Raw genomic sequence first — 24,824 nt, forward strand, 5'->3', positions numbered from 1 at the left:
AGGTCGACGACGACGTAGATGCCCTCGGCATGCTTGGCGATCTCGTAGGCCAGCCGGCGCTTGCCCCAGATGTCCACCTTGTCGACGCTCCCGCCGTCCTTGCGGACGACGTTGAGGAACGTCTCCAGGGACGGGGCCACGGTGCGTTCGTCGAGCGTGGGGTCAAGAATGACCATGATTTCGTATGGACGCATGGAAACCTCACCACCTCCTCTGGTCTCAAGCGGCCACGGTCGTTCCGTGGCAGGAGGGTCGCCTGCGTCGGCAACCGCACCAGGCTACCGGACGGGGGGTCTGCCGGAAAAATCCGCGCGCTTACCGCCGGGCTTGGAGGAACTCGTGGGCCCGAGCCACGGTCGCCTCATCGGCCTTGGCGAGCGCGCCGGAATCGAACGGCGGCTGCGGGTCGTATTCGATGAGCAATTGGGCGGCCTGCGCGGCCTCGCGGTCGACCAGGAACTCGACCAGCCGCAGGGCCATGTCGATGCCGCTGGAGACGCCCGCGGCGGTGATGAGGCGCCGCGGTAGGTGCTCGACGACCCGGTCGGGGACGTAGCGCGCCCCCAACTCGTTGAGCAGGTCCGCAGACCGCCAGTGGGTGGTCGCGGTGAGCCCGTCGAGCAGGCCGGCGGCGGCCAGCAACAGCGCGCCGGTGCACACCGAGGTGGTGAACGTGGTGCGGGGGTGCACCGATTGCAGCCACGCGCGGATCGCATCTCCGTCCGCGTCGCGGATCAGCCGCCGGGTTCCGATGCCGCCCGGGACCACCACCACGTCGGGAGCGCCGACCTCGCCGAACGTGGCGTCGCAGGCGACGCCGAGCATCCCGTTCTCGGTGCGCACCTCTCCTCGGCGGTGGCCCACGAACACGACCTCGATCGACGGAATCCGTTGCAGCACCTCATAGGGGCCCACGGCGTCGAGCGCGGTGAACCGATCGAACAGCGGGATCGCGACTACCGTCATGGCGCCACTCCTTCGATCCCGGCTACGCCGGCATCATCGTCGTCGGCGCGCGTCATGGCTGCCCCACCGCCGCCGCCTCGGTGTCGGGTTCCGGCGCGGGCGCGTCCGGACGACGCAGCCCCGGCGGACGCAGCCGGGCCGGCAGCCACCCGGGCGGACGGTCGGAGGCCCGGTCGAACGGACCGCCCGCCGGGTCGTCCACGCGGCCGTCCCAGCGCGCCAGGTCCTCCTCGGGGCGATAGATCTGCCGGACCACCAGCGCGCACAGCGCCACCACGGCGACATCACGCAGCAACACCGTCGTGGTGAAGAACTGCAGCGGTAGCCCACGGTTCGGGTTGCCGTACAGGTAGTACATCCGCGGCACCCACACCAGGGCGTCAATCGTCATCCAGGCCAACAGGATTCGCCGATGCGGCAATGCCAGCACCGCCAGCGGCACCAGCCACAGCGAGAACTGGGGGCTCCACACCTTGTTGGTCAACAGGAACGCGGCCACCACCAGGAACACGACTTGCGCCACCCGCGGGCGCCTTGGCGCGGTGAGAGCAACGTACGCGATCGCCGCGCAACACACCGTGAACGTCACCGCGACCACCGTGTTCAACACGGTCGGCGGCTGCCAGAAGCCGAGCTTCGGATCGAAACCCCGCCAGCCGGTGAACGATTTCACCACGTTGTACAACGAGTCCATGTCGTCGCCGCGGCGGGTGTTGAGCCGGAAGAACTCGGACCAGCCCCGCGGGAAGAGGACCAGCACGGGAAGATTCACCAACAACCAGGTCGCCGCCGCCGTCACCGCGGTGCGCGCGAAGGCGCCGAGCCGACCGGTCCGGACGCCCAGCACCAGCAGCGGCCCCAAGAACAGCAGCGGATAGAGCTTGGCCGCGGCGCCCAGTCCGATCAGCATCCCGGCAAGCACCGGTTTTCGTCGTGCCCAGGCAAGCAGGCCACCCATCGCGAAAGCCGTTGCCAGGGCGTCGAAATTGGTGAAGATCTGAAAGATCACCACGGGCGAGGCGGCCACCAGGGCAGCGTCCCAGATGCGCCTACCCGCCAGACCCGCGGTCGCCCACACCGTCGCCAACCAGGCCAGCGCCAAGCCGAACGCCGCGATGTTGAAGAACATCACCACCTCGGCGACGACCGGCAACGGGGCGAGCTTGCTCAGCGCGGTATATGTCTTGGCCACCGCCATCGACGCGTACTGATAGACGCCGGTCAGCACCGGATACTCCATGTATCGCACCGCGGGCCGCCCGTCGTAGCGGACCTGGGGAGCCCCGCCGGCGTCGGTCTCGATCCAACTCGACTTGTACGGAAACTTGCCCTGGCTCAACAACTCCGCGCCATACAGGGGAACCGTGTCGGAGTAGCACAACTCGTAGTAAGCGCGTTGATTCTGCCAATTGGCGACCCGCTGGTCGCCCGTCCCGGTGCCGCTGCTCTGCAGGCACGCCGCCTTGGTCGACCAGCCGAGCGCCAGGAACACCAGCGCGATCACGTACATCACCCGCACCGGGGTCATCACCCGGGTGCGGCCGATCAGCGCGTGCCGGCCCACCGGCCCCCCGCCGGCCTCGGCCAGCGCGGCGCCCAAAAAGTCGGTGCGGCTGGGGCAATCGCGGTTGTCGACGCTGCGCAGGTCGGCCGCCAACGGCTCCGGTGAGATGGTGGCGCTCTGCTGCCGAGCGCCGGTCACGGCGGCGGCGGCGGAGCTTGCGGGCCGCCCGGTGGGACCCCGGGTGGCTGGAACCCGCCGGGGCCGCCCGGTTGCGGGCCGCCCGGCTGGTAGCCGCCCGGTGGGGGCGGCGCGTTGGTGATCGTCGTGGGCGGACCGACCGGGATCGTGATGCCCGGCGCCACCTCGATGGTGGGCTGGACGACGCTCACCTGCGGCGGCGCGGGCGGCGGCGGCGCCGCGGGCCCGCCCGCGTACCCGCCGATCTCGCTCGGCTTGGGGAAGCTCTCGTTGGAGGTGCCCTTCAGGGCGCCGTCCATGGTCGACTTCCAGATGTCCGACGGCAGCCCGGAACCGTAAACCTCTGCGCCCGAGGCGGTTACCAGCGGCACGTTGTCTTGTACGGTGCCCACCCACACGGCCGTCGACAGTGACGGCGTGTAACCGACCATCCAGGCGTCCTTGTTGGCCTGGGTGTCACCCAACTGCACCGTCCCGGTCTTGGCCGCCGACGGACGCCCGCCGGCCAGACTGTGGCCGCGCGAATAGGCGGCGATCGGCTGCATCGCGGCGGTGACGTTGTCCGCGACGCCCTTGTCGATGCGATTCTCGCCACTGTTGGTGTTGTTGTCCGTATTGCCGGCGTCGAAAAGCACCTGGCCCTCGGCGTTGACGACCTTTTGCACGAGATGCGGCCGGTGGTAGACGCCCGACGCGGCCAGCGTGGCGTACGCCGAGGCCATGTCGATCGGCCGGGTTTGGTACTGGCCCAGCACTATTCCGTTGTTCGGGGGGCCGCCCTTGCCGTCCTCGGACAGCGTGTGCGCGACGCCGGGGAAGCTCTTCGCGACGCCCGCCTGGTGCGCGGCGTCCGCGACGGCCTGCGGTCCGCCCTTGAGCTTGAGCATCAGCCGGTAGTAGGCGGTGTTGAGTGAAAGCTTCAGCGCCTCGGCGATATTGCAGGTGCCACAGCTCTCGCCGTCGACGTTGGTGATCTTGATGCCGTCGACGGTGAGCGGGGAGCTGTCCACCTGGTAGCCCAGGCCGATGCCTTGCTGCAGCGCCGCGACCAAAGCGAACACCTTGAACGACGACCCTGTCTGCAACCCGGCTTGAGCGAAGTCGAAGCCGTTGGCGTCGGAGCCGCCGTAGTAGGCGCGTATCGCGCCGTTGTGCGGATCGATCGACACCACCGCGGACCGCATGTCCGGATCCTGCCCGTCGAGGTATTTCGACACCGACTTCTCGGCGGCCTGCTGGGCCTTCGGGTCGATCGTGGTGGTGACCTGCAGGCCCTGAGTGTTCAGCGTCTGCTCGTCGATGTTGAAGAGCTCCATCAGCTCCTTGGTCACCTGGCGCTCGATCAGCCCGTTGGGACCGGTGGTCTGGTATTGCGCGCGGGCCTGTTCGGGCGGCAGGGTGGCCGGGAACACCTGCCCGGCACGGTCACTCGGCGACAGTGCCTTGGTTTCCACCATGCCGTCGAGCACCCAGTTCCAGCGCTCCGCGGCGCCCTTGGGGTCCACGGCCGGGTCCAGCGAGGACGGCCGCCGGATCAGGGCCGCCAACAGCGCGCCCTCCGAGACGGTGAGCTGGTCGACCGGCTTGTCGAAATAGGCTTTGGACGCGGCCGAAATCCCGTAGGCGCCGCGGCCGAAGTAGATGATGTTCAGATAGGCCTGCAGGACATCGTCTTTGGACCACTCCCCCGACATCTTGGTCGCGATCACCAATTCCTTCGCCTTGCGCATCAGACCGCTGAACCCGTGTTGCGCCGAACCGACCAGCGCGTTCTTCACGTACTGCTGGGTGATCGTGGAGCCGCCCTGCAGGTCGCCACCCCCGAACAGGTCGTTGTTCACCGCCCGGGCGAAGCCGGTGAACGAAATGCCGGGGTTCGAGTAGAAGTTGCGGTCCTCGGCGGCGATCACCGCCTGGCGCACATGGACGGGGACCTGGCTGATGTTGACGTCGACCCGATTGCCTTCGGGCGGAACGATCTTCGCGATCTCCGAGCCGTCGCTGGCCAGGATCGTCGACACCTGGTTGGTGCGGATGTTCCCGGGCTTGGGGACGTCGACGATGAAGTACGCCATGGCGAAGGTGACGATCGGCAACAGCACCAGCGCCGCCAACGTGATGTAGGCGGCGCGTCGCACCCACAGCCAGTTGATCTGGTCGACCCAGCTCCAATCGATTCCGGGTCGGGGCGCGCCGTCACCGGGTCCGCCCGGCCCGCCGGGTGGCCGAGGCGGAGGCGGAGGCCCGTCGGGTGGGCGACGCCCGGGCATGGGCCCCTCCCGCCGCCCGGACGTCGCGGCGCGACTGTCAAGGGCGGCCTTGACCTCCTCGAGCGGGTCCCGCTGCTGCGGCGACGACGCCGGGCTGTCCAGGGCCGCCTTGACTTCCTGGATGGGGTCGGGCCGCCGGGGCGCATGGTCGTCCACGACGGGCGGCAGGATCGTGGTCAACCGGTCGTCCGGGGGAACGGGGCGGCGTCGGCCGTGACCCGGTGGCGCTTCGCGCCCGCCGTGACCGTCCGGCCGGTCGGTGCTCGCGTGCTTGCCCACGCGCTCAGTCGCTGATTGGTTCAGATCACTGGGCGACTGGTCGTGGCGCCCTTCGTTACTCAATGGCCGTTCGGGCGCCGTTGCGCGCCGTCCGCGTGCCCCTGGGAGGAGGTGCCGGGCGGGCCGCACCCATGACATACGACTTCACGAGGTGGTTCCAGCTGCAGGTCCGGCACACCTCCACGACGTGCACCGAGAACTCCTGGAAGCGGGTCGCCAGCATCACCAACTCTTCGGCGGTGCGCGCCGAACCCGACACCGCACCCAGGTGGTCGCCGAATACCCAGGAGACCAAAGTCAGCTGTTCCTTTCGGCAGATCGGGCACATGACCTGGCTCTGTTTGCCGTGAAACTTCGCCGCGCGCAGCAGGTATGGGTTCGCATCGCAAACCTCGGACACACCGGTGCGGCCCGAGTACACCTCGGCGAGCAGGGAGCGCCGCCGAAGCGCGTAGTCCACCACTTGTCGCTGCAGTCGCACGGTGACCAGAGTACGTGGCCGCCCGCACCACCGACACGCAACCGAGGCTGATGCCGGCCCGCGCCGAGGCCATCGGCCGACGACCAGCCGCCCCGCACCGTAGGACCCCTCGACCTGCGGTGGCGGCGGCTAATGGCGGGTTATCGCGCAGCTTCGCTGTGACGAATGGCGCAATAACGTCAGGTAGTGTTGTGACGAATATATCGAAACGATACGATGACGCGAGGCGTCGAACCGTCGTAACAGTCCGTGCAAAGGGGGTGAATCGATGCTGGAGCTTGCCATCCTGGGCCTTCTGATCGAATCGCCCATGCACGGCTACGAACTGCGGAAGCGGTTGACCGGCCTGCTCGGCGCGTTCCGGGCGTTCTCGTATGGGTCGTTGTACCCGGCCCTGAGGCGCATGCAGGCCGAGGGGCTGATCGCGGAGAACGCGGCGCCGGCCGGCACCCCGGTGCGGCGGGCGCGTCGCGTCTACCAGCTGACCGACGCCGGTCGGCGGCGGTTCGGCGAGCTGGTGGCCGACACCGGCCCGCACAACTACACCGATGACGGCTTCGGCGTTCACCTGGCGTTCTTCAACCGCACGCCGGCAGAGGCGAGGATGCGCATCCTGGAGGGTCGCCGCCGTCAGGTCGAGGAGCGCCGCGAAGGGCTTCGTGAAGCGGTGGCGCGGGCGAGCAGCTCGTTCGACCGCTACACCCGGCAGCTGCATCAGCTGGGGCTGGAGTCCAGTGAGCGCGAGGTCAAGTGGCTCAACGAGCTCATCGCCGCGGAGCGGGCGATGCCCGGGCTTTCCGAACAAACGTGAAACCCCTGCACGACAAACGCACGAGAAGTACCCGAGACAAGAAGTTATGGAGTGAGGAGAACGCCCTATGAGTGACCACAAGCCGTCGGATGCGCAGACGGACGTACGAGTCGCCATCGTCGGCGTCGGCAACTGCGCGTCGTCGCTGGTTCAGGGCGTCCAGTACTACCTCGACGCCGACGAGAACAGCACCGTGCCCGGCCTGATGCATGTGAAATTCGGCCGCTACCACGTCCGCGACGTCAAGTTCGTCGCCGCGTTCGACGTGGACGCCAAGAAGGTCGGGTTCGACCTGTCGGAGGCCATCTTCGCGTCGGAGAACAACACCATCAAGATCGCCGACGTGCCGCCGACCAACGTGACGGTGCAGCGCGGCCCGACGCTGGACGGCATCGGCAAGTACTACGCCGACACCATCGAGGTTTCCGACGCCGAGCCGGTTGACGTGGTCAAGGTCCTGAAGGAGAACAACGTCGACGTGCTGGTGTCCTACCTGCCGGTGGGCTCGGAGGAGGCCGACAAGTTCTACGCCCAGTGCGCGATCGACGCGGGCGTGGCGTTCGTCAACGCGCTGCCGGTGTTCATCGCGTCGGACCCGGTGTGGGCCAAGAAGTTCGCCGACGCCGGCGTCCCGATCGTCGGTGACGACATCAAGAGCCAGGTCGGCGCCACCATCACCCACCGGGTGATGGCCAAGCTGTTCGAGGACCGCGGCGTGCAGCTGGACCGCACCATGCAGCTCAACGTGGGCGGCAACATGGACTTCCTCAACATGCTCGAGCGCGAGCGGCTGGAGTCCAAGAAGATCTCCAAGACACAGGCCGTCACCAGCAACCTGCAGCGCGAGTTCAAAACCAAGGACGTGCACATCGGACCGTCCGACCACGTGGGCTGGCTCGACGACCGCAAGTGGGCCTACGTCCGACTGGAGGGCCGGGCGTTCGGCGACGTACCGCTCAACCTGGAGTACAAGCTCGAGGTGTGGGACTCGCCGAACTCGGCCGGCGTCATCATCGACGCGGTGCGGGCGGCCAAGATCGCCAAGGACCGCGGCATCGGCGGGCCGGTGGTCCCCGCCTCGGCCTACCTGATGAAGAGTCCGCCGAAGCAGCTGCCCGACGACGTCGCGCGCGCTCAGCTCGAAGAGTTCATCGAGGGGTAACTCTCCGGTTTGCGGCCCGCGAGCGTGACGGCACTGCGATTGTCGGCTCCGATTTACGCGGTGGCGTTACGCTCGCGGTCACGCCGTAGTGTCTTTAGATCGTGACCGAGATGTCTGAGGACGCACCGGCGGGACTGTCGGAGTTCTCGCTGCTGGCCGAAAATGCCGAACAGGCCGGCGTCGCCGGGCCGCTGCCCGACGTCGAGCGGGTGGAATCGGGCCCGGCCGACAACAGGATCAGCGCGCTGCGCTGGGGAGCTCGCTCATCCGGGGGCCCGCGCATCGTCTTCCTGCATGGCGGTGGGCAGAACGCGCACACCTGGGACACGGTCATCGTCGGCCTCGGCGAGCCGGCCCTGGCCGTCGACCTTCCCGGGCACGGACATTCGGCCTGGCGCGAGGACGGCGACTACTCGCCGCAGCTCAATGCCGACGCCCTGCTGCCGGCGCTGCGCGAGCACGCGCCCGGTGCGGACCTCGTCGTCGGCATGTCGTTGGGCGGGCTGACCGCGATCCGGCTGGGCGCCATCGCCCCGGAGTTGGTCGGCGAACTCGTCCTGATCGACGTCACGCCGTCGGCGCTGCAACGACACTCCGAGATGACCAAGGAGCAGCAAGGCACGGTGGCGTTGATGCACGGCGAGCGCGAGTTCGACAGCTTCCAGGCGATGCTCGACCTGACCATCGCCGCGGCACCGCACCGCGAGGAGAAGGCGCTGCGGCGCGGCGTTTTCCACAATTCCCGGCGGCTCGACAACGGCAAGTGGACCTGGCGCTACGACACCATCCGCAAATTCCCCGACTTCAGCGGTCTGTGGGACGACGTCGACCGGCTGTCCGCGCCCATCACGCTCATCCGAGGCGGCTCGTCGGGATTCGTCAACGACGACGACGCGGCCGAACTCGCCAGGCGCGCAACCAATTTCCGCACCGCGCACGTCGTAGAGAATTCGGGCCACTCCGTGCAGAGCGACCAACCGCGCGCGCTGATCGAGCTCCTGCGTGGGGTGCTCGACTCGCGCTGAGCCTACGGTGGGCATATGAATCCTGACCGCCCCATTCGAATCGGCGTGCAGTTGCAGCCGCAGCATGCCCCGGACTACGCCCAGATCCGCGACGCCGTTCGCCGCTGTGAAGACATCGGCGTCGACATCGCCTTCAACTGGGACCACTTCTTTCCGCTCTACGGCGATCCCGACGGCCCGCATTTCGAATGCTGGACCATGCTCGGCGCCTGGGCCGAGCAGACCTCGCGCATCCAGATCGGCGCGCTGGTGACCTGCAACTCGTACCGCAACCCGGAGCTGCTGGCCGACATGGCCCGGACCGTCGACCACATCTCCGCGGGCCGGCTGGTCCTGGGGATCGGTTCGGGCTGGAAGCAAAAGGATTACGACGAATACGGCTACGAATTCGGCACCGCCGGCAGCCGCCTCGACGACCTGGCCGCCGCGCTGCCTCGCATCAAGTCGCGGCTGGCCAAGCTGAACCCGGCGCCGACCCGCGACATCCCGGTCCTCATCGGCGGCGGCGGTGAACGCAAGACCCTGCGGCTGGTCGCCGAATACGCCGACACCTGGCACAGCTTCACCTCCGCCGACGAGTTCCCGGCGAAATCGGCCGTTCTGGAACGGCACTGCGCCGACGTGGGGCGCGACCCCGTCGGCATCGAGCGCTCGGCCGCGGTGAACGACGGCGGCGCGCTGATCGCCAATGCCGAAACGCTCGTCGGGCTCGGCGTCACCCTGCTGACCGTCGGGTGCGACGGTCCGGACTACGACCTGACCGCCGCGGAGGCGCTGTGCAAGTGGCGCGATAGCCGCTAGACCGGTCGCCTCCCGTTTGTCGCAAATTCATCGGCCAAACACCTTAACGGCGGCGCGAAGTCATGAGAAACTTCTCAGCGCTAGCTGGCCGATGCGGGTTGGAACGAGGCTCGGAACAATAGATGCCGAAAAGATACGGGGTCAAAGAAAAAGACCTGGTTGTTTCGCATATCCTGCACCTTCTTCTGACCGGAAAGCTGCGCAGCGGCGACCGCGTCGACCGCAACGAGATCGCGCTCGGCCTGGGGGTCAGCCGCGTCCCCATTCAGGAAGCGCTGGTGCAACTCGAACACGACGGAATCGTGTCCACCCGCTACCACCGCGGCGCGTTCGTCGAGCGGTTCGACGAAGCCACCGTCCTCGAGCACCACGAGCTCGACGGTGTGCTCAAGGGAATTGCGTCGGCGCGCGCGGCGACCAACCCCACTCCACGGATCCTGGGTCAACTCGATGCGCTGATGCGATCGATGCGCACCGCCAAGGATTCGAGGGCCTTCTACGACAACGCTGCGGAATACCGTCACACGGTCATCGACGAGTACGCCGGACCGCGGCTCGCCGCCACGATCCGCGCATCGCGCAACCTCATTCCTCGCGCGTTCTGGACGACCTATCAAAGCAGCCGCGAGGAAATGTTGCCGTTCTACGAAGATGAGACCTCGGCGATACACCGGCGTGATCCTGAGGCCGCCCGGTCCGCGTGCGTGGGTCGCTCCTACCTGATGGCGCAGACCATGCTGGCGGAACTGTTTCGGCGCAGGGTGTTTTCCGCGCCCGACGACATCGTCCAGGTCGTCCCCCAGGTATTCACCGGAACCGACGCGCCTCGCGTCGAACCGTCGATCGCGCTTTAGACCTTTTCGACGCGCCAGGTCGCCGGTGTGCCGATACGGTAGCGGTGATGAGTTCGCGCCTGGACCGGCGTACCAAGCGCCGAAAGCTCTTCGCACTGGCCACGACGACGTTGATGGTCAGCGGCCTGACACTGGCTGCCCCCGCGGCCGCCGACTGGAATCAATGCGCGCCCGGCGGCGTGGACAGTGCGCGGGCATTGCCGAAGGATCTGACCGAAACCCCCGGTGCGGGCCACGAAGATCGGGACACCACCGCCTCCGTCGAGCCGCTCGACTCGGTCAACGCCGGCGCACTGAGCCTCGGGACGCCGGGGGTGCTGACGGTGGGCACCCTGTCCGACGCCCCACCGAACATCTGCATCAACCCCACGGGTGAATTCAGCGGCTTCGACAACCAGCTGATGCGCGCCGTCGCCGGCAAACTTGGTCTGCAGGTCCGCTTTGTCAGCACGGATTTCTCCGCGCTGCTCGCCCAGGTGGCGTCGCGACGCTTTGATGTCGGATCGGCAGCGGTGAAGGCCACCGAGGCGCGACGCCGCACGGTTTCGTTCACCAACGGCTACGACTTCGGCTTCTACTCGCTGGTGGTGCCACCCGGCTCGGCGATCCACAAATTCAGTGACCTCGCCGCCGGTCAGCGCATCGGCGTCGTGCAGGGCACCGTCGAGGAGTCCTACGTCGTCGACACGCTGCATCTGCAACCGGTGAAGTATCCGGGCTTCGCGACCCTGTACGCCAGCCTCAAGACCCGCCAGATCGACGCGTGGGTGGCACCCGGGACGCTCGCGTCGACCGTCATACGGCCCGGCGACCCGGCAGTCGTGGTCGCGAACACCTTCAGCCCAGGCAATTTCGTGGCCTACGCGGTCGCCAAGGACAACCAGCCGCTGATCGACGCGCTGAATTCGGGACTGGACGCCGTCATCGCGGATGGCACCTGGGCGAACCTGTACTGCCAATGGGTGCCTCGGCCCCTGCCACCCGGCTGGAAACCCGGGTCGCAAGCCGCGCCGGCTCCGCACCTCCCGGACTTCGCCGCGATCGCCGCGAGCCACCACCGCGAGTCGGCGGGCCCGGGTGCCCCCATGTCGACGCTGGCCCAGTTGCGCGAGTCCTTCTTCGATTGGGATCTGTATCGGCAGGCCATCCCCGCGCTGTTGACCGTCGGGTTGCCCAACACGTTGATCCTGACGAACAGCGCCCTGGTCATCGGCCTGGCGCTCGGGATGGTGCTGGCCATCGCGGGAATGTCACGGTCACGCTGGTTGCGCTGGCCGGCGCGCGTGTACACCGACATCTTCCGCGGCCTGCCCGAAGTGGTGATCATCCTCATCATCGGGATGGGCGTCGGGCCCTTGGTGGGCGGGCTGACCAACAAGAATCCCTACCCGCTGGGCATTGCGGCGCTGGGACTGATGGCCGCTGCCTACATCGGCGAGATCCTGCGCTCGGGCATCCAGAGCGTCGACCCCGGCCAACTCGAGGCCGCCCGCGCGCTCGGATTCAGCTACCCGGAGGCGATGCGTCTGGTGGTGGTGCCCCAGGGAATACGGCGGGTGCTGCCGGCGCTCGTCAACCAGGCCATCGGATTGCTCAAGGCCTCCGCGCTCGTGTACTTCCTCGGACTGGTCGCCAAGCAGCGGGAGCTTTTCCAGGTGGGCCGGGACCTCAACGCGCAGACGGGCAGCTTGTCGCCGTTGGTGGCCGCCGGTCTGTTCTACCTGATCCTGACCATCCCGCTGACCCATCTGGTGAACTACATCGACGGCTGGCTTCGCCGCGGCCGTGTCGTCGCGGAGCCGGACGACCACGCCGGCATGCTGACGACGAAGTTCGGCCAGGAGATCACGTGACCGCCGGCGCCTTGAGGCACGCGTCGGTATCGTTGGTGGCCAAAGACATTCACCAGACTCTCGGCGGAAATCTGGTGCTGCGCGGCGTGGACATCGAGGCCCCCGCGGGTAGCACGGTGGCCATCATCGGGCCATCCGGCTCGGGCAAGTCGACGTTGCTGCGCACCCTGAACCGGCTGCATGAACCGGACAGCGGGGACATCCTGCTGGACGGCAGGTCGGTGATGCGCGACGATCCCAATCAGCTCCGCCAGCGCATCGGCATGGTGTTCCAGCACTTCAATCTGTTTCCGCACCTGAGCGTGCTGAAAAACGTCGTGTTGGCGCCGTCGAAGTTGCGGCGCCTGCCCGCGGACGCGGCCCGCGAGTTGGCGCTGGCACAGCTGGACCGAGTTGGCCTGAAGCACAAGGCCGATTCCCGCCCCGGCACGCTGTCCGGCGGCCAGCAGCAGCGGGTCGCGATCGCCCGCGCGCTGGCGATGGCCCCGCAGGTGATGTTCTTCGACGAGGCGACCTCGGCGCTGGATCCCGAAATGGTCAAGGGAGTACTGCAACTGATCGAAGACCTCGGCGCCGACGGCATGACGATGGTGGTCGTGACGCACGAAATGGGTTTCGCGCGGTCGGCATCCGACACTGTCGTTTTTATGGATCGCGGCAAAGTCGTGGAATCCGGACCCCCCGAGCAAATATTCGAAGCCGCTAAAACGGAGCGGCTCCAGCGGTTCCTATCCCAAGTGCTGTGACGGTTTCCGACTAGTAGGCGATAGCTCCCTTGTCCGGCACACATATCGGGTTAGACTCCCGACTTATGGCGGACAGCGAATCCACAGCTCCCGAGGTGAAGGAGCTTGCGGAAGGTTTGCACCGCGCGCTGTCCAAATTGTTTTCGATATTGCGCCGCGGGGACCCCAGCGGCGTCGTAGCCGGCGACCTCACGTTGGCGCAGCTGTCGATTCTGGTCACCCTGCTCGATCAGGGGCCCATCCGGATGACCGACCTGGCGGCACACGAGCGGGTGCGGACACCGACCACGACGGTGGCGATCCGCCGGCTGGAGAAGATCGGGCTGGTGAAACGCTCCCGCGACCCGTCCGACTTGCGAGCGGTGCTGGTCGACATCACGCCTCGCGGACGGGCCGTTCACGCCGAGTCGCTGGCCAACCGGCACGCCGCGCTGGCCGCGATGCTCGGTCAGCTGCCCGAGGCGGACCTGAACACCCTGATGAAGGCGCTGGCGCCCCTGCAACGCCTGGCCGCCGGCGAACCCGGCCCCGCCGGAGAACACCCGGCGCGCAAGCAGGCGTGAAAGACGCTGCTCTGCAAAGCGATTGGTGGCTTCCGTAGACTCAGGTCATGCCCACCGCACTCATCACCGGCGCGAGCGGCGGTATCGGTTCCGCCATCGCCACAGCGCTCTCGCAAACGCACACCCTGCTCTTGGCCGGTAGGCCCTCCGATCGGCTCGACGCCGTGGCAGAACGCCTCGGCGCCACCACTTTTCCACTGGACCTCACCGACACCGACGAGATCGACGCCAGCTGCGAGATCGTCGACGAACTGGACGTGTTGGTGCACAACGCGGGGCTGTCCATTCCCGGTCACGTCGCTGAATCCAACGTCGAGGAGTGGCGCGCCACGTTCGCAGTGAATATCTTTGGGGCCGTGGCGCTTACGCTCGCGCTGTTGCCCGCGCTGCGCAGCGCCCGCGGCCAGGTGGTGTTCCTCAACTCCGGTGCGGGGCGCACCGTTTCACCGGGCATGGCCTCCTATTCGGCGAGCAAGTTCGCGGTCCGGGCCTTCGCGGACTCGTTGCGCGAGGACGAGCCGGACCTGCGCGTGACCACTATCTACCCCGGCCGTACCGACACCGATATGCAACGCGAACTCGTCGCGTTCGAGGGCGGCGAGTACGACGCGGCCAAATTCCTCAGGCCCGAGACCGTCGCCGCGGCGGTCGCCGATGCCCTGGCCACACCGCGCGACGGTCACGTCCACGAAGTCGTGCTCCGGCCCGGCCGGCGATGATCCGCCTGCGCGGCTAGAGAACCAGGTTGACCAGCCGGCCCGGGACCACGATCACCTTGCGCGGAATGGCGCCGGCCAGGAACGCCTGAACCTTCTCGTCGGCCATGGCGGCGGCCTTCAGCGTGTCGTCATCGGCGTTTGCGGCCACCACCACTCGGCCACGCACCTTGCCGTTGACCTGCACCGGATATTCGACGGTCTCCTCGACGAGGTAAGCGGGGTCGGCCTGTGGGAACGGCCCGTGCGCCAGCGGTGCGGTGTGGCCCAGCCGCGACCACAGCTCTTCGGCCAGGTGCGGGGCCAGCGGCGCCAGCATCAGCACCAGTGGCTCGGCCGCCGCGCGCGGAACCGCCCCGCGGTGCTCTTTGGTGAGGTGGTTGGTGTACTCGATCAGCTTGGCCGCGGCGGTGTTGTTACGCAGTGCCGCATAGTCTTCGGAGACCCCTGCGATGGTGCGATGCAGCGCGCGCAGCGTGTCGGCGTCCAGCGCCTCGCCGCCCGCGTCATCGGTCACCCGTGTTTCGCCGGTCTGCTCGTCGATGACCAACCGCCACACCCGCTGCAGGAAGCGGTGCGCCCCGACGACGTCCTTGGTTGCCCACGGGCGGGACGCCTCCAGCGGACCCATCGACATCTCGTACACCCGCAGCGTGTCCGCGCCGTATTCGTCGCAGATCTCGTCCGGAGAGATCGAATTCTTAAGGCTCTTACCGATTTTGCCGAATTCCTGGGAAACTTCGACTTCGCCGTCCGGACCAGGGTAGTAGAACCTGCCGTCGCGTTCGCTCACGTCGTCCGCCGGCACATAGGAGCCGCGCGCGTCGGTGTAGGCGAATGCCTGAATGTAGCCCTGGTTGATGAGCCGGCGATACGGCTCGCGCGAACTGACGTGGCCCAGGTCGTAGAGCACCTTGTGCCAAAATCTCGCGTACAGCAGGTGCAGTACCGCGTGTTCGGCACCGCCGACGTACAGGTCGACCCCGCCGGGATCCTGCGGGCCGTGCTCGGCCGGTCTCGGGCCCATCCAATAGGCCTCGTTTTCCTTGGCGCAGAACCGCTCCGAGTTGTGCGGATCGGTGTAGCGCAGTTCGTACCACGAACTGCCGGCCCACTGCGGCATCACGTTGGTGTCGCGGGTGTAGGGCCGCAGGCCATCGCCCAGATCCAATTCGACATGCACCCACTCCGTCGCCTTCGCCAGGGGAGGCGACGGCTCGCTGTCGGCGTCGTCGGGATCGAAAAGCACCGGCGAGTAGTCCCGGACGTCGGGCAGTTCGACGGGCAGCGCGGCCTCGTCGAGCGGGTGCGGGCGTCCGTCGGCGTCGTAGACGATCGGGAACGGCTCCCCCCAATACCTCTGCCTGGCGAAAAGCCAGTCGCGAAGCTTGAATTCGATGCGCGCCCGTCCGCGTCCCTCGGCGTGTAGCCGTTCGGTGATCGCTTGCTTGGCGGCCGCCACGTCCAAGCCGTCGAGGTAGCCGGAGTTGACCAGGACACCGTCCCCCGCGTGCGCGGCCTGCGTGATGTCCCCGCCGGCAATGACTTCCACGATCGGCAGGCCCAGCGCGTGGGCGAAGTCCCAGTCCCGCTGGTCATGCCCCGGGACGGCCATGATCGCCCCGCTGCCGTAACCCGCCAGCACGTAGTCGGCGATGAAGATGGGCACCGGTTTTCCGTTGGCGGGATTGGTGGCGTAGCTGCCCAGGAATACGCCCGTCTTCTCCCTGCTCTCCTGGCGTTCGAGGTCTGACTTCGCGGCGATCGCGCGGCGGTAGGCGGCGACGGCCTCGGCCGGCGTGGCGGCACCGTACGTCCAGCGGGGGTCGGTGCCGTCGGGCCAGGCGGTGGCGGCCAGTTCGTCGACCAGGTCGTGCTCGGGGGCCAGCACCAGGTACGTCGCCCCGAACAGCGTGTCGGGCCGGGTGGTGAACACCTCGATGTCGACCGCGTCACCGTCGCTCGTGCTTGCCGAGAACAGCGCCTGCGCACCGGTCGAGCGACCAATCCAGTTGCGCTGCATGGTCTTTACCTGGTCCGGCCAATCCAGCACATCGAGGTCGTCGAGCAGCCGGTCGGCGTAGGCGGTGATGCGCATCATCCATTGGCGCAGCCGTTTGCGGAATACCGGGAAGTTGCCGCGGTCGCTGCGGCCGTCGCTGGTGACCTCCTCGTTGGCCAGCACGGTGCCCAGCCCGGGGCACCAATTCACCATCGAGTCGGCCCGATAGACCAGCCGGTGGCCGTCGATCACGTCCGCCCGCTCCCCCGCCGACAGCCCGGCCCAGTCCCGCCGGTCGTCGAGACGACGCGCACCGGAATCGAACTCGGCGATCAGCTCGGCGATCGGACGCGCCCTGTTGGCCGCGGTGTCGAACCAGGCGTTGTAGATCTGCAGGAAGATCCACTGGGTCCATTTGTAGAACTCGACGTCGGTGGTGGAGAAGCTGCGCCGGCTGTCGTGGGCCAGGCCGAGCCGGCCCAGCTGGCGCTTGAAGTTGACGATGTTGGCCTCGGTCCTGGTGCGCGGGTGCGTGCCGGTCTGCACCGCGTACTGCTCGGCGGGCAGCCCGAAGGAGTCAAAACCCAAGGCGTGCAAGACATTATGGCCGGTCATCCGGAAATACCTGGCGTAGACGTCGGTGGCGATGTATCCCAGTGGGTGGCCGACGTGCAGTCCGTCGCCCGACGGGTAGGGGAACATGTCCTGCACGAACAACTTGTCGTCGGGCACCCGGGTTCCATCGGGCGGCGCCAGATCACCGACCGGATTGGCCACGTTGAACGTCCCGAGCCTCGCCCAGTTCTCCTGCCACGCTCGTTCGATCCGGCCGGCCAGCGCCGCGGTGTAGCGATGCGGCGGCGCATCGGAGTCCGCCGCGGCGGCACCCGATGCGCTCCGGGGCGCGGCGGTCGGGGATTCGGTCACCTGAACAGGGTATAAGGCGGCCCGGGCGACCCCGGCGGGCCACAGGTTGATCTCGGTTCAGTTGCGCACCGATCAGAGCTTCATCCCAGGTCGGTTTCGGCCCTGTCCACCGCGTTTGACCTCTGGTTACAGTCGGCCTCTGACCACGTGGGGCCCAGCCGTTGGAAGGATCACGCTGATGATTCAGATCGCCCGTTCGTTGCGGGTAGTCGCAGGGGGTCTGGCCGCCGGCGCGATCGGTGTCACCGCGTTCGCGGGCGCCACCGCATCCGCCGACCCCGTGGTTCCCGTGCCGCCGCCCGCGCCCGCCGTCGCGCCCGCGCCGCAGAACGCCGTGGCGGCGCCCGGCAACAGGTTGCTCGCCACTCCCCCGGCCGCCAATCCCTACGCGCCGCCGAACGCCGCCGCCGCGCCGGCGGTGCCCGTGGCGCCCGCACCCGCCGCGGTCGCGCCGGTCGCTCCCGCGCAGCCCCCCGCCGTGTCGGGCACGCTGCGTGACTACCTGCAGTCGAAGGGCGTCAAGCTCGAGGCGCAAAAGCCCCAGGGCTTCAAGGCGCTCGACATCACGCTGCCGGTTCCCCCTCGCTGGACCCAGGTGCCCGACCCCAACGTGCCCGACGCGTTCGCGGTGATCGCCGACCGGCACGGGGCCAGTATTTACTCGTCGAACGCGCAGGTGGTCGTGTACAAGCTGGTCGGCAACTTCGATCCGAAGGAAGCCATCACCCACGGCTTCGTCGACAGCCAGCAGCTGCTCGCGTGGCAGACCACGAACGCCTCGATCGCTGACTTCGGCGGCTTCCCGTCGTCGGTGATCGAGGGCACCTACCGTGACGGCGACATGCTGCTCAACACGTCGCGGCGCCACGTCATCGCGACATCCGGACACGACAAGTACCTGGTGTCGCTGTCGGTGACCACCGACCGCGCGGTGGCGGTCGCGGACGCGCCGGCCACCGACGCGATCGTCAACGGCTTCCGCGTGACCGTGCCGGGAACCGCTTCCCCCGCCCCGGCCCAAGGGCCGGGCGCGTCCCCGGTCGGGATCGCGGCCCAGCCGGCGGCCCCGGTCGGACTTCCCCCGCAGACGGCGGCGGCACCGGTGGGCGTTCCCGCGCAGCCGGCGGCAGCAGCGCCGGCCGGGCTTCCCGCTCAGCCCGTCCAGCCCTACCCGGCGGCCGGCTCCCGGCCGGCGCCCAACCTGCTGACCATGGTGCCCGGGCTGCCGCCGTTGCCGAACTTCTCGTTCCTGCAAGGGCGTTGATCAGCCACGGAACGAAGGCTTCGCGAGCCGGGCGCGCGGGTCCGCCGTCCGGCTCGTATTGTGAGGCCATGTTGATCGCGGGGTGGGTGTGCATGTGTGCGGCGGTGGCGTCCGCCGGGTTCGGTGTCTGGTCGCTCGTTCGCAATCAGACCGCCGATGGCACCCAACTGGCGCTGCGGGCCATGGCCCCGCCCCAGTTGGCGGCCGCCGTGATGTTGGCCGCCGGCGGTGCGGTGGCCCTGGCCGCCTCCCCGGGGACCGCTCTGCTCGTGCTGATCGTCTGCGTCGCGGGCGCCCTCGGGACGCTGGTCACCGGGTCGTGGCAGACCGCCCGCTTCGCACTGCGCCGAGAGGCGGCCGCACCCGGCTGCGCCGGCAGCTGCGCCGTGTGCACGCAGTCCTGCCACTGATTCGACGGTGGCGACCCGCCACCAACCGATCCCGCTCGGGCCGTCCGTGTTGAAACGGCTGCCCGTCGATTCCTTTCTGCTGGCGCTGGCGGCGACGGTCGCCCTCGCCGCCGTTCTGCCCGCCCATGGCCGGGCCGCCGATGTCGTGTCCGCCGCGGCGAAAGCGGCGATCGCGCTGTTGTTCTTCCTGTACGGCACCCGGTTGTCGCCCCAGCAGGCCTGGCACGGGGTGCGCCAATGGCGGCTGCATGCGCTCGTGCTGGCCACGACATTCCTGATCTTTCCGTTGCTCGGCCTGGCCGCCCGAGCGTTGGTGCCGGCGGTGCTGACCAACGACCTCTACAACGGCCTGCTGTTCCTGTGCCTCGTCCCGTCGACGGTGCAGTCGTCCATCGCGTTCACGTCGATCGCGCGGGGCCATGTGTCGGCCGCCATCGTCAGCGCGTCGTTGTCCAACATCCTCGGTGTGGTGCTGACCCCGCTGCTCGTGGTGCTGTTGATGACGACCGGCGGCGCGCCCCGGGTGGACGCCGCCGCGATCCGCGACATCGTGCTGCAGCTGTTGCTGCCGTTCGCGGCGGGTCAGCTGGCGCGGCCATGGCTGGGCGGGGCGGTGGCCCGGTATGCGGCACTGCTGAAAGTCGTTGACCGCGGGTCCATCCTGCTGGTGGTGTACACCGCATTCGCGATGGGCGTGGTCAAGGGAATCTGGGGCAGCGTCGGTGGGTGGCGCCTGGTCTCGGTGACCGTCGTCGCCGCAGCGCTGCTCGCGGTGGTGCTCGCCATCACCAGCGTCATCGCACGGCTGGCCCGGCTCGACCGCGGCGACGCGATCGTCCTGCTGTTCTGCGGGTCGAAAAAGAGCCTGGCGTCAGGACTTCCGATGGCGCTCGTGCTGTTCCCGCCGGCCACGGTCGGTTTGACGATGTTGCCGCTGATGATCTTTCACCAGATCCAGTTGGTGGTCTGCGCGGTGATCGCCAGCAGGCTCGCGCGGGGGAGTGGCCCTAGTTTCGGCTCACATCGATCGGGTGGGTCGCCAACAACGGAAGCGGCAGCGGCTGGCGACGCAGCACCTGACCCCACAGGTCGGACCTCGGCCCCACCAGAACGTCGGATGGCAACGCCGACAACACAATCCAGTCGTCGCGCTCGATCTCACCCTCGAGCTGGCCGATGGTCCAACCGGAGTAACCGGCGAAGATCCGCACCCCCTCCACCAGCGGGGCGATGAGGTCGGGCTCGGCGTCCAGGTCGACCATCACGATCCGGCCGTCCACATGCCGCAGGCCCGGCACGCCTTGCGGATCGGCGCCGATCCGCAACGCCGCGAGACACAGCGCCGCGTCACGCTTGACCGGCCCACCGATGAACATCGTCTTCGGTTTCGCCGACAGTTTGGCCCACTGCGGCAACACGTTGTACACCGCGGTCTCGCTGGACCGGTTGAGCACGACACCCAGTGTGCCGCCGTCGTTGTGCTCGACGATGTAGATCACGCTGCGCCGAAACGTGGGCTCGAGGAGATCGGTGTTGGCAAGCAGGAGAGTGCCCGCGCGAACCCGCTGCGCGGCGGGTGCGACATAGTCCTCGGGGTCTTCGGGCGGCATCCCACCATCATCGCACCTTCGCATCGCCGCCCGGGGCAATCGAGCGTGGCCGGCCAACAATATTTGTAGGGTGGGTGCCGCCGCTTTGTACTCTGGGCACCGCGGCGCTCCCGCCAACGCCAATCCTGGAAGTCGGATTTGTGACTCAACCCCGGACGCACTCACGCGCACCCGCGGCCCTGTGGCGGTCGGTGCGCGGCATGCCGGATTTCTGGCGACTGCTGCAGGTGCGCATGGCAAGTCAGTTCGGCGACGGCCTGTTCCAGGCGGGGCTCGCCGGCGCGCTGCTGTTCAACCCGGACCGCGCCGCGGACCCCATGGCCACCGCGCGCGCGTTCACCGTGCTGTTCCTGCCGTACTCGCTGTTGGGACCGTTCGCCGGCGCGCTGATGGACCGCTGGGATCGACGGCTCGTGCTCGTCGGCGCCACGACGGGCCGGCTGATTCTCATCGCGGGCATCGGCACCATCCTGGCCATGCGCGCCGGCGACATGCCGCTGCTGATCGCGGCGCTGTTCGCCAACGGCCTGGCCCGGTTCGTCGCGTCCGGACTCTCGGCGTCCCTGCCCCATGTGGTGCCGCGCGAGCAGGTGGTGACGATGAACTCGGTGGCCACCGCGTCGGGGGCCGTCGCGGCCTTCCTCGGCGCCAACTTCATGCTCGTGCCGCGCTTCTTCGCGGGCGCCGGCGACGAAGGCGCCTCGGTGATCATCTTCATCACGGCCATTCCCGTGTCGATCGCGTTGCTGTTGTCGTTGCGGTTCGGCTCCCACGTGCTGGGCCCCGACGACACGAAGCGCGCGATCCACGGATCGGCCGTCTACGCGGTGGTCACCGGCTGGATGCACGGCGCGCGCACGGTGGTGCAGAGCCCGACGGTCGCGGCGACCTTGTCGGGCCTGGCCTCGCATCGGATGGTGGTCGGGATCAACTCCCTGGTGATGCTGCTGCTGGTCCACCACCTGCCCGGCCCGGCGACCGGGGGACTGGGTGTCGCGTTGGTGTTCTTCGCCGCCTCCGGCCTGGGGGCGTTTCTGGCCAACGTGTTGACGCCGTGGGCGATCCGCCGCTGGGGGCGCTACGCCACAGCCAACGGCGCGCTCGTCGCGGCCGCGGTCATCCAGCTCCCCGGCGCGCTGCTGCGCCTGCCGGTGATGGTGGCGTGTGGCTTCTGCCTCGGCGTGGCCGGTCAGGTGGTCAAGCTGTGCGCCGACTCCGCCATGCAGATGGACGTCGACGACGCTCTGCGTGGACACGTGTTCGCGGTGCAGGACGCGCTGTTCTGGGTGGCGTTCATCGTCGCGATCACCGTGTCGGCGCTGTTGATCCCGGACGACGGCCGCGCGCCGGCGTTTGTGCTCTTCGGGTCGGTGCTGTACCTGATCGGCCTGGCGATGCACGGCGTCATCGGCCGCCGCGGCCAGCCGGCCGGTTCTCGCTAAGGTGCATACGTGACCGCTGCCGAGCCGATGGTGGCCGACCTGCGCGCCGAAAGCGACGACCTCGACGCGCTGGTGGCGCCGCTGCCCGCCGGCCGCTGGGCGGATCCGACGCCCGCGCCGGGCTGGACCATCGCACACCAGATCGGACACCTGCTGTGGACCGATCGGGTCGCGCTCACCGCCGTCACCGACGAGGCGGAATTCGCCGAGGTGCTGAAGGACGCTCAGAAAGATCCGACCGGATTCGTCGACGCGGGGGCCGAGGAACTGGCGGCCGTGGCACCGGCCGAACTGCTCGCCGACTGGCGGGCCACCCGCACGCGGCTGCACGAGGCGCTGCTCGGCGTGCCCGACGGCCGCAAGCTGCCGTGGTTCGGGCCGCCGATGAGCGCGGCATCGATGGCGACGGCCCGGTTGATGGAGACGTGGGCGCACGGGCTTGACGTCGCCGACGCCCTCGGCGTCAAGCGGCCCGCCACCGAGCGGCTGCGGTCGATCGCGCACATCGGGGTGCGCACCCGCGACTACGCGTTCGTCATCAACAACCTGGCTCCGCCGACCGACCCCTTCCTCGTCGAGCTGCGGGGACCCGGCGGCGACACCTGGTCCTGGGGCCCGGCGGACGCCGGTCAGCGCGTCACGGGTTCCGCCGAGGACTTCTGTTTCCTGGTGACCCAGCGACGCCCCCTGGGCGTCCTCGACATCACCGCGCACGGTGCCGACGCCCAGCGGTGGCTGGAGATCGCGCAAGCCTTCGCGGGGCCCCCCGGCTCCGGCCGGTGAAGTCCTAAACGCCGTCCTTCGGCGCGCTGAGCTCGCGAAACCAGGCGAGGTGGTAGTTCGCCGACACCAGATCCCCGGTCACTTCGCCTTCGGTGGCCGCCAGCAGCAGGCAGTTGAGCAAGAGCGCCGCATCGATGTTCGGGTACTGGGTCAAAAGCTGGTAGCGCGCGGTGTCGAGATGCACTCGGAGCAGGTCGATCTCTTCTTCCGCGACCCCGGTTCCGGCGGCAGCTGCCCTGGCCAACGTGTGCACCATGCGCGGCAATCCGTCGCGCCAGTGGGTGGCCTGGCTCAACTCCCAGCCGAGGTCGTCCAGCGCGGGCAGCTCGCGCGGCTGCCCTGAGGACTTCGTGTCGGAGAAGTCATCCAGCCAGCCCAGCGCGTCACCGGGGGCGTAGCTGCGGGTGCGGCGGGACTCGCCGAGCAGGGCCGAGACCCTGCCGCTGCGCCGCCCGGGTGCCAGCAACCGCACCCCCGCCGGAAGCGCGATGCCCGGCGGTATCCAGCCATGGGCGAGGTCGGTGACCAATACCGTCGCGCCGTCGGCCCGATCGCCGATCGCCCAATTCAGCCGCGGCTCTTGATGGACCATGAACGCAAGCAGGCGCTGCAACCGTTCGTCGTCGGATTCGATCGTCCGCGCGGTGTCCGGGATTTGCTCGACGGGCCCGGGCGGTGGCGGGCCGGTGACCTCACCGGACTCCCGGTGCCGGCGCTCGGCCGGTTCGGGCTCGTCCTGGGCGGTGGCCACTTCGTCGGGCACCGGGCCGGCTGCCGGTGGTTCATCGATCTCCCGCGCGATGACCTGCTCCGGCTCGGGGACGGCGTCCGGGGCTTCCGCGTCCGTGATGGCGGGGATGACTTGCGTCTTCAGATCGGCGCCGTCGAGACTGTCGAGCCGCTCCGGGCCTCGGCTTTCGGTGCGCGGCTGGGCCTTCACCGCGTGCACGTGACGAACCGCCGACTCGACCCGCCGCACGGCGCGCGCCCGGGCCTCGTCGATCACCCTGGCTTCTTCTTCCCGCCGGATGAATTCGGGAATTTCCGCCAGTCGGATCTTTCTGAGTTCGTCGTTCGCGCTTCTGCTGATCCGTTGCAGGTCGTCCCTCAAATATTCTGCGAGGCTGGCTGTTTCGGCAGTGGGCGTGGACAATTCGGCAGGCCAAAGCCCACCCGTCACCCAGGGGGTGCAGTCCACCGGAGAGCTGAAGGCCGGAATCGCCAGCGATTCCCGGGTAGCTCTCCGGAGGCGCTGGCGCGCCGTTATCCGACCGAAGATCGCCACTGGCTAAGCCTACCGGCATCGGTCGGGTCGTCTATTCAGCCGGTGAATTGTGCAGCTGCGACGCCCTGGGTAGCGTGTGGACATGGCTGATTCTGCGCTGCAGCAGCAACTCGACGAGGTGCGCGCCCTGCTGGCTCGCGCGCGAGAGTTGTTCGGCCCCAATCCCGTCGAGCCGCCCACGGACATCGCACCCGATCCCGACAGCGCCAAGACGTGGCTGCTTTAGGGACGTCGTCGCAGCTTGTGCGCGAGCAGCTTTTCGATCGCCGTATCGAGGTCGTGCGGGGTCGGGACCTCCGTCGACGGGGTGTGACCCGCCGCCACGATCTCGTTGCGCACTTCGAGTAACGCCTTCAGGCACGACACGTCGGCGGTCAACAGGATTCCCTGCGCGAGGGTTTCGGCGTCGGTTGCCATCGCCTCTTCGCTCAGCGCGACGCTGTGCATGTACCCGCCGCGGCAGGAGCGGACGAGGATGTGCCCACTCGGATGGACGGTGTCGAAGGCGGGATTGGCGTCCGTCACCGACCCCCGTCGGTGATGCCGCCGAAATTTCGCGCCGCGTCTTGCTCGTGCTCTTCCCACATCGCCGCCGACGCGCTCAGTTTGTCCGCCATGTCGGCATGCTCGTCGGCTTGCCGTTCGTAGCACTGGCGTCGCAGCTCGAGTAGTTCACGGCCGGCGTCGCGCAGTTCGCTGAAGATGGGGCCGAGCGAGTCCAGGCTTTCCTGGATCGCCGCGTGCGATGCGGGAACGGTGCGCAGGTAATCGGCGGTCTCCTGGTGATGCGCAGCGGCTTCACGTAAGTGCGCGGGCACCACACGGATTGGATCTGCCATCTGCTCTCTCCTACTCGCTGCGCCGCCGGCCAG

Annotated in this window: 24 protein-coding genes and 1 pseudogene; 15 read left to right on the forward strand and 10 right to left on the reverse strand. The window is 68.3% G+C overall.

Going from position 1 to position 24,824, the window contains the following annotated elements; all coding sequences use genetic code 11:
- The 5 genes from rpsF to A5696_RS11580 form a co-directional block, all read right to left on the reverse strand.
- Nucleotides 1–194: 30S ribosomal protein S6 (rpsF, locus tag A5696_RS11560; protein WP_067878196.1), on the reverse strand; the 194-nt coding region annotated here is incomplete at its 3' end.
- Between the two features lie 121 nt (nt 195–315).
- A complete protein-coding gene (locus A5696_RS11565) occupies nt 316–966 on the reverse strand; it encodes a DJ-1/PfpI family protein (protein ID WP_067878102.1) in 651 nt (216 codons plus the stop codon).
- 52 nt (nt 967–1,018) lie between these two features.
- On the reverse strand, nt 1,019–2,668 hold the full coding sequence (locus A5696_RS11570; RefSeq protein ID WP_067878106.1) for a glycosyltransferase family 87 protein: 1,650 nt from the start codon (nt 2,666–2,668) through the stop codon (nt 1,019–1,021).
- The gene (locus A5696_RS11575; RefSeq protein WP_369803327.1) at nt 2,665–5,280 is read right to left on the reverse strand and encodes a transglycosylase domain-containing protein; all 2,616 of its coding nucleotides are present in this window, start codon (nt 5,278–5,280) and stop codon (nt 2,665–2,667) included. The genes A5696_RS11570 and A5696_RS11575 overlap by 4 nt, the downstream gene beginning before the upstream one ends.
- Nucleotides 5,273–5,698, reverse strand: a complete 426-nt coding sequence (locus A5696_RS11580; protein ID WP_067878111.1) for a DUF5318 family protein — start codon at nt 5,696–5,698, stop codon at nt 5,273–5,275. The genes A5696_RS11575 and A5696_RS11580 overlap by 8 nt, the downstream gene beginning before the upstream one ends.
- Before the next feature lie 268 nt (nt 5,699–5,966).
- Between A5696_RS11580 and A5696_RS11585 the strand changes: the two genes are divergently transcribed.
- The 9 genes from A5696_RS11585 (at nt 5,967) to A5696_RS11625 (ending at nt 14,232) form a co-directional block, all read left to right on the forward strand.
- Nucleotides 5,967–6,509: a PadR family transcriptional regulator gene (locus tag A5696_RS11585; RefSeq protein WP_067878114.1), complete on the forward strand. Its 543-nt coding sequence runs from the start codon at nt 5,967–5,969 to the stop codon at nt 6,507–6,509.
- Between the two features lie 67 nt (nt 6,510–6,576).
- A complete protein-coding gene (locus A5696_RS11590; RefSeq protein WP_067878118.1) occupies nt 6,577–7,671 on the forward strand; it encodes an inositol-3-phosphate synthase in 1,095 nt (364 codons plus the stop codon).
- Between the two features lie 110 nt (nt 7,672–7,781).
- Nucleotides 7,782–8,696: an alpha/beta fold hydrolase gene (locus A5696_RS11595; RefSeq protein ID WP_156738353.1), complete on the forward strand. Its 915-nt coding sequence runs from the start codon at nt 7,782–7,784 to the stop codon at nt 8,694–8,696.
- A 15-nt stretch (nt 8,697–8,711) separates the two neighbouring features.
- Nucleotides 8,712–9,497: an LLM class F420-dependent oxidoreductase gene (locus A5696_RS11600; RefSeq protein WP_067878124.1), complete on the forward strand. Its 786-nt coding sequence runs from the start codon at nt 8,712–8,714 to the stop codon at nt 9,495–9,497.
- A gap of 122 nt (nt 9,498–9,619) precedes the next feature.
- Entirely contained in the window at nt 9,620–10,351 is a 732-nt protein-coding gene (locus A5696_RS11605; protein WP_067878127.1) for a GntR family transcriptional regulator, read from the forward strand.
- 47 nt (nt 10,352–10,398) lie between these two features.
- Nucleotides 10,399–12,204: an ABC transporter substrate-binding protein/permease gene (locus A5696_RS11610; protein WP_067878199.1), complete on the forward strand. Its 1,806-nt coding sequence runs from the start codon at nt 10,399–10,401 to the stop codon at nt 12,202–12,204.
- Between the two features lie 11 nt (nt 12,205–12,215).
- Nucleotides 12,216–12,950: an amino acid ABC transporter ATP-binding protein gene (locus tag A5696_RS11615; RefSeq protein ID WP_369803328.1), complete on the forward strand. Its 735-nt coding sequence runs from the start codon at nt 12,216–12,218 to the stop codon at nt 12,948–12,950.
- A gap of 65 nt (nt 12,951–13,015) precedes the next feature.
- Nucleotides 13,016–13,513 carry a MarR family winged helix-turn-helix transcriptional regulator gene (locus A5696_RS11620; RefSeq protein WP_067878133.1) on the forward strand — a complete coding sequence of 166 codons (498 nt, stop codon included), beginning with the start codon at nt 13,016–13,018 and terminating at the stop codon, nt 13,511–13,513.
- A 47-nt stretch (nt 13,514–13,560) separates the two neighbouring features.
- Nucleotides 13,561–14,232 (forward strand): SDR family oxidoreductase, encoded by a 672-nt coding sequence (locus tag A5696_RS11625; RefSeq protein WP_067878136.1) that lies wholly within the window; start codon nt 13,561–13,563, stop codon nt 14,230–14,232.
- A 13-nt stretch (nt 14,233–14,245) separates the two neighbouring features.
- On the opposite strand, the gene leuS is transcribed toward A5696_RS11625, so the two are convergent.
- Nucleotides 14,246–17,158, reverse strand: a complete 2,913-nt coding sequence (gene leuS / locus A5696_RS11630) for a leucine--tRNA ligase (RefSeq protein WP_067878138.1) — start codon at nt 17,156–17,158, stop codon at nt 14,246–14,248.
- Between the two features lie 178 nt (nt 17,159–17,336).
- Here leuS and A5696_RS11635 point away from each other — a divergent pair, with 178 nt between their 5' ends.
- From A5696_RS11635 to A5696_RS27070, 3 genes and pseudogenes are all read left to right on the forward strand, one after another.
- A complete protein-coding gene (locus A5696_RS11635) occupies nt 17,337–18,422 on the forward strand; it encodes an LpqN/LpqT family lipoprotein (RefSeq protein ID WP_067878141.1) in 1,086 nt (361 codons plus the stop codon).
- A 68-nt stretch (nt 18,423–18,490) separates the two neighbouring features.
- A complete protein-coding gene (locus tag A5696_RS11640) occupies nt 18,491–18,832 on the forward strand; it encodes a hypothetical protein (RefSeq protein ID WP_067878146.1) in 342 nt (113 codons plus the stop codon).
- Between the two features lie 46 nt (nt 18,833–18,878).
- Nucleotides 18,879–19,835: pseudogene (locus A5696_RS27070) on the forward strand (bile acid:sodium symporter family protein); the annotation flags it as partial.
- A gap of 4 nt (nt 19,836–19,839) precedes the next feature.
- On the opposite strand, the gene A5696_RS11655 reads toward A5696_RS27070, so the two are convergent.
- The gene (locus A5696_RS11655) at nt 19,840–20,442 is read right to left on the reverse strand and encodes a YqgE/AlgH family protein (RefSeq protein ID WP_156738352.1); all 603 of its coding nucleotides are present in this window, start codon (nt 20,440–20,442) and stop codon (nt 19,840–19,842) included.
- A 200-nt stretch (nt 20,443–20,642) separates the two neighbouring features.
- Here A5696_RS11655 and A5696_RS11660 point away from each other — a divergent pair, with 200 nt between their 5' ends.
- Nucleotides 20,643–21,884 (forward strand): MFS transporter, encoded by a 1,242-nt coding sequence (locus A5696_RS11660; protein ID WP_067878158.1) that lies wholly within the window; start codon nt 20,643–20,645, stop codon nt 21,882–21,884.
- A 27-nt stretch (nt 21,885–21,911) separates the two neighbouring features.
- Entirely contained in the window at nt 21,912–22,667 is a 756-nt protein-coding gene (locus A5696_RS11665; protein WP_156738354.1) for a TIGR03084 family metal-binding protein, read from the forward strand.
- Nucleotides 22,668–22,671: 4 nt separating this feature from the next.
- Here A5696_RS11665 and A5696_RS11670 read toward each other — a convergent pair whose 3' ends face one another.
- Nucleotides 22,672–23,952: a DUF5631 domain-containing protein gene (locus A5696_RS11670; protein WP_067878165.1), complete on the reverse strand. Its 1,281-nt coding sequence runs from the start codon at nt 23,950–23,952 to the stop codon at nt 22,672–22,674.
- Between the two features lie 82 nt (nt 23,953–24,034).
- Here A5696_RS11670 and A5696_RS27980 point away from each other — a divergent pair, with 82 nt between their 5' ends.
- On the forward strand, nt 24,035–24,178 hold the full coding sequence (locus A5696_RS27980) for a hypothetical protein (protein WP_197516952.1): 144 nt from the start codon (nt 24,035–24,037) through the stop codon (nt 24,176–24,178).
- Here the strand turns inward: A5696_RS27980 and A5696_RS11675 are convergent.
- Both A5696_RS11675 and A5696_RS11680 read right to left on the reverse strand, forming a co-directional pair.
- Nucleotides 24,175–24,477 carry a DUF2694 family protein gene (locus A5696_RS11675; RefSeq protein WP_067878167.1) on the reverse strand — a complete coding sequence of 101 codons (303 nt, stop codon included), beginning with the start codon at nt 24,475–24,477 and terminating at the stop codon, nt 24,175–24,177. The two genes, A5696_RS27980 and A5696_RS11675, sit on opposite strands and share 4 nt — an antisense overlap.
- Nucleotides 24,474–24,791 carry an ESX-1 secretion-associated protein gene (locus A5696_RS11680; protein WP_067878170.1) on the reverse strand — a complete coding sequence of 106 codons (318 nt, stop codon included), beginning with the start codon at nt 24,789–24,791 and terminating at the stop codon, nt 24,474–24,476. Before A5696_RS11680 ends, A5696_RS11675 begins: the two co-directional genes overlap by 4 nt.
- Between the last annotated feature and the right edge of the window lie 33 nt (nt 24,792–24,824).

The sequence above is a fragment of the Mycobacterium sp. E2699 genome (genome assembly GCF_001666745.1).
In the GTDB taxonomy this organism is placed as follows: domain Bacteria; phylum Actinomycetota; class Actinomycetes; order Mycobacteriales; family Mycobacteriaceae; genus Mycobacterium.

Bases quoted from the DNA above. Each gene is read 5' to 3' on its own strand.
- A5696_RS11590 (WP_067878118.1), top strand. From the start codon at position 6,577: ATGAGTGACCACAAGCCGTCGGATGCGCAGACGGACGTACGAGTCGCC.
- A5696_RS11565 (WP_067878102.1), bottom strand. From the start codon at position 966: ATGACGGTAGTCGCGATCCCGCTGTTCGATCGGTTCACCGCGCTCGAC.
- A5696_RS11665 (WP_156738354.1), top strand. From the start codon at position 21,912: ATGGTGGCCGACCTGCGCGCCGAAAGCGACGACCTCGACGCGCTGGTG.
- A5696_RS27980 (WP_197516952.1), top strand. From the start codon at position 24,035: ATGGCTGATTCTGCGCTGCAGCAGCAACTCGACGAGGTGCGCGCCCTG.
- A5696_RS11600 (WP_067878124.1), top strand. From the start codon at position 8,712: ATGAATCCTGACCGCCCCATTCGAATCGGCGTGCAGTTGCAGCCGCAG.
- A5696_RS11660 (WP_067878158.1), top strand. From the start codon at position 20,643: ATGCCGGATTTCTGGCGACTGCTGCAGGTGCGCATGGCAAGTCAGTTC.
- A5696_RS11595 (WP_156738353.1), top strand. From the start codon at position 7,782: ATGTCTGAGGACGCACCGGCGGGACTGTCGGAGTTCTCGCTGCTGGCC.
- A5696_RS11605 (WP_067878127.1), top strand. From the start codon at position 9,620: ATGCCGAAAAGATACGGGGTCAAAGAAAAAGACCTGGTTGTTTCGCAT.
- A5696_RS11635 (WP_067878141.1), top strand. From the start codon at position 17,337: ATGATTCAGATCGCCCGTTCGTTGCGGGTAGTCGCAGGGGGTCTGGCC.
- A5696_RS11585 (WP_067878114.1), top strand. From the start codon at position 5,967: ATGCTGGAGCTTGCCATCCTGGGCCTTCTGATCGAATCGCCCATGCAC.
- A5696_RS11625 (WP_067878136.1), top strand. From the start codon at position 13,561: ATGCCCACCGCACTCATCACCGGCGCGAGCGGCGGTATCGGTTCCGCC.
- A5696_RS11610 (WP_067878199.1), top strand. From the start codon at position 10,399: ATGAGTTCGCGCCTGGACCGGCGTACCAAGCGCCGAAAGCTCTTCGCA.
- A5696_RS11655 (WP_156738352.1), bottom strand. From the start codon at position 20,442: ATGCCGCCCGAAGACCCCGAGGACTATGTCGCACCCGCCGCGCAGCGG.
- A5696_RS11680 (WP_067878170.1), bottom strand. From the start codon at position 24,791: ATGGCAGATCCAATCCGTGTGGTGCCCGCGCACTTACGTGAAGCCGCT.
- A5696_RS11640 (WP_067878146.1), top strand. From the start codon at position 18,491: ATGTTGATCGCGGGGTGGGTGTGCATGTGTGCGGCGGTGGCGTCCGCC.
- A5696_RS11620 (WP_067878133.1), top strand. From the start codon at position 13,016: ATGGCGGACAGCGAATCCACAGCTCCCGAGGTGAAGGAGCTTGCGGAA.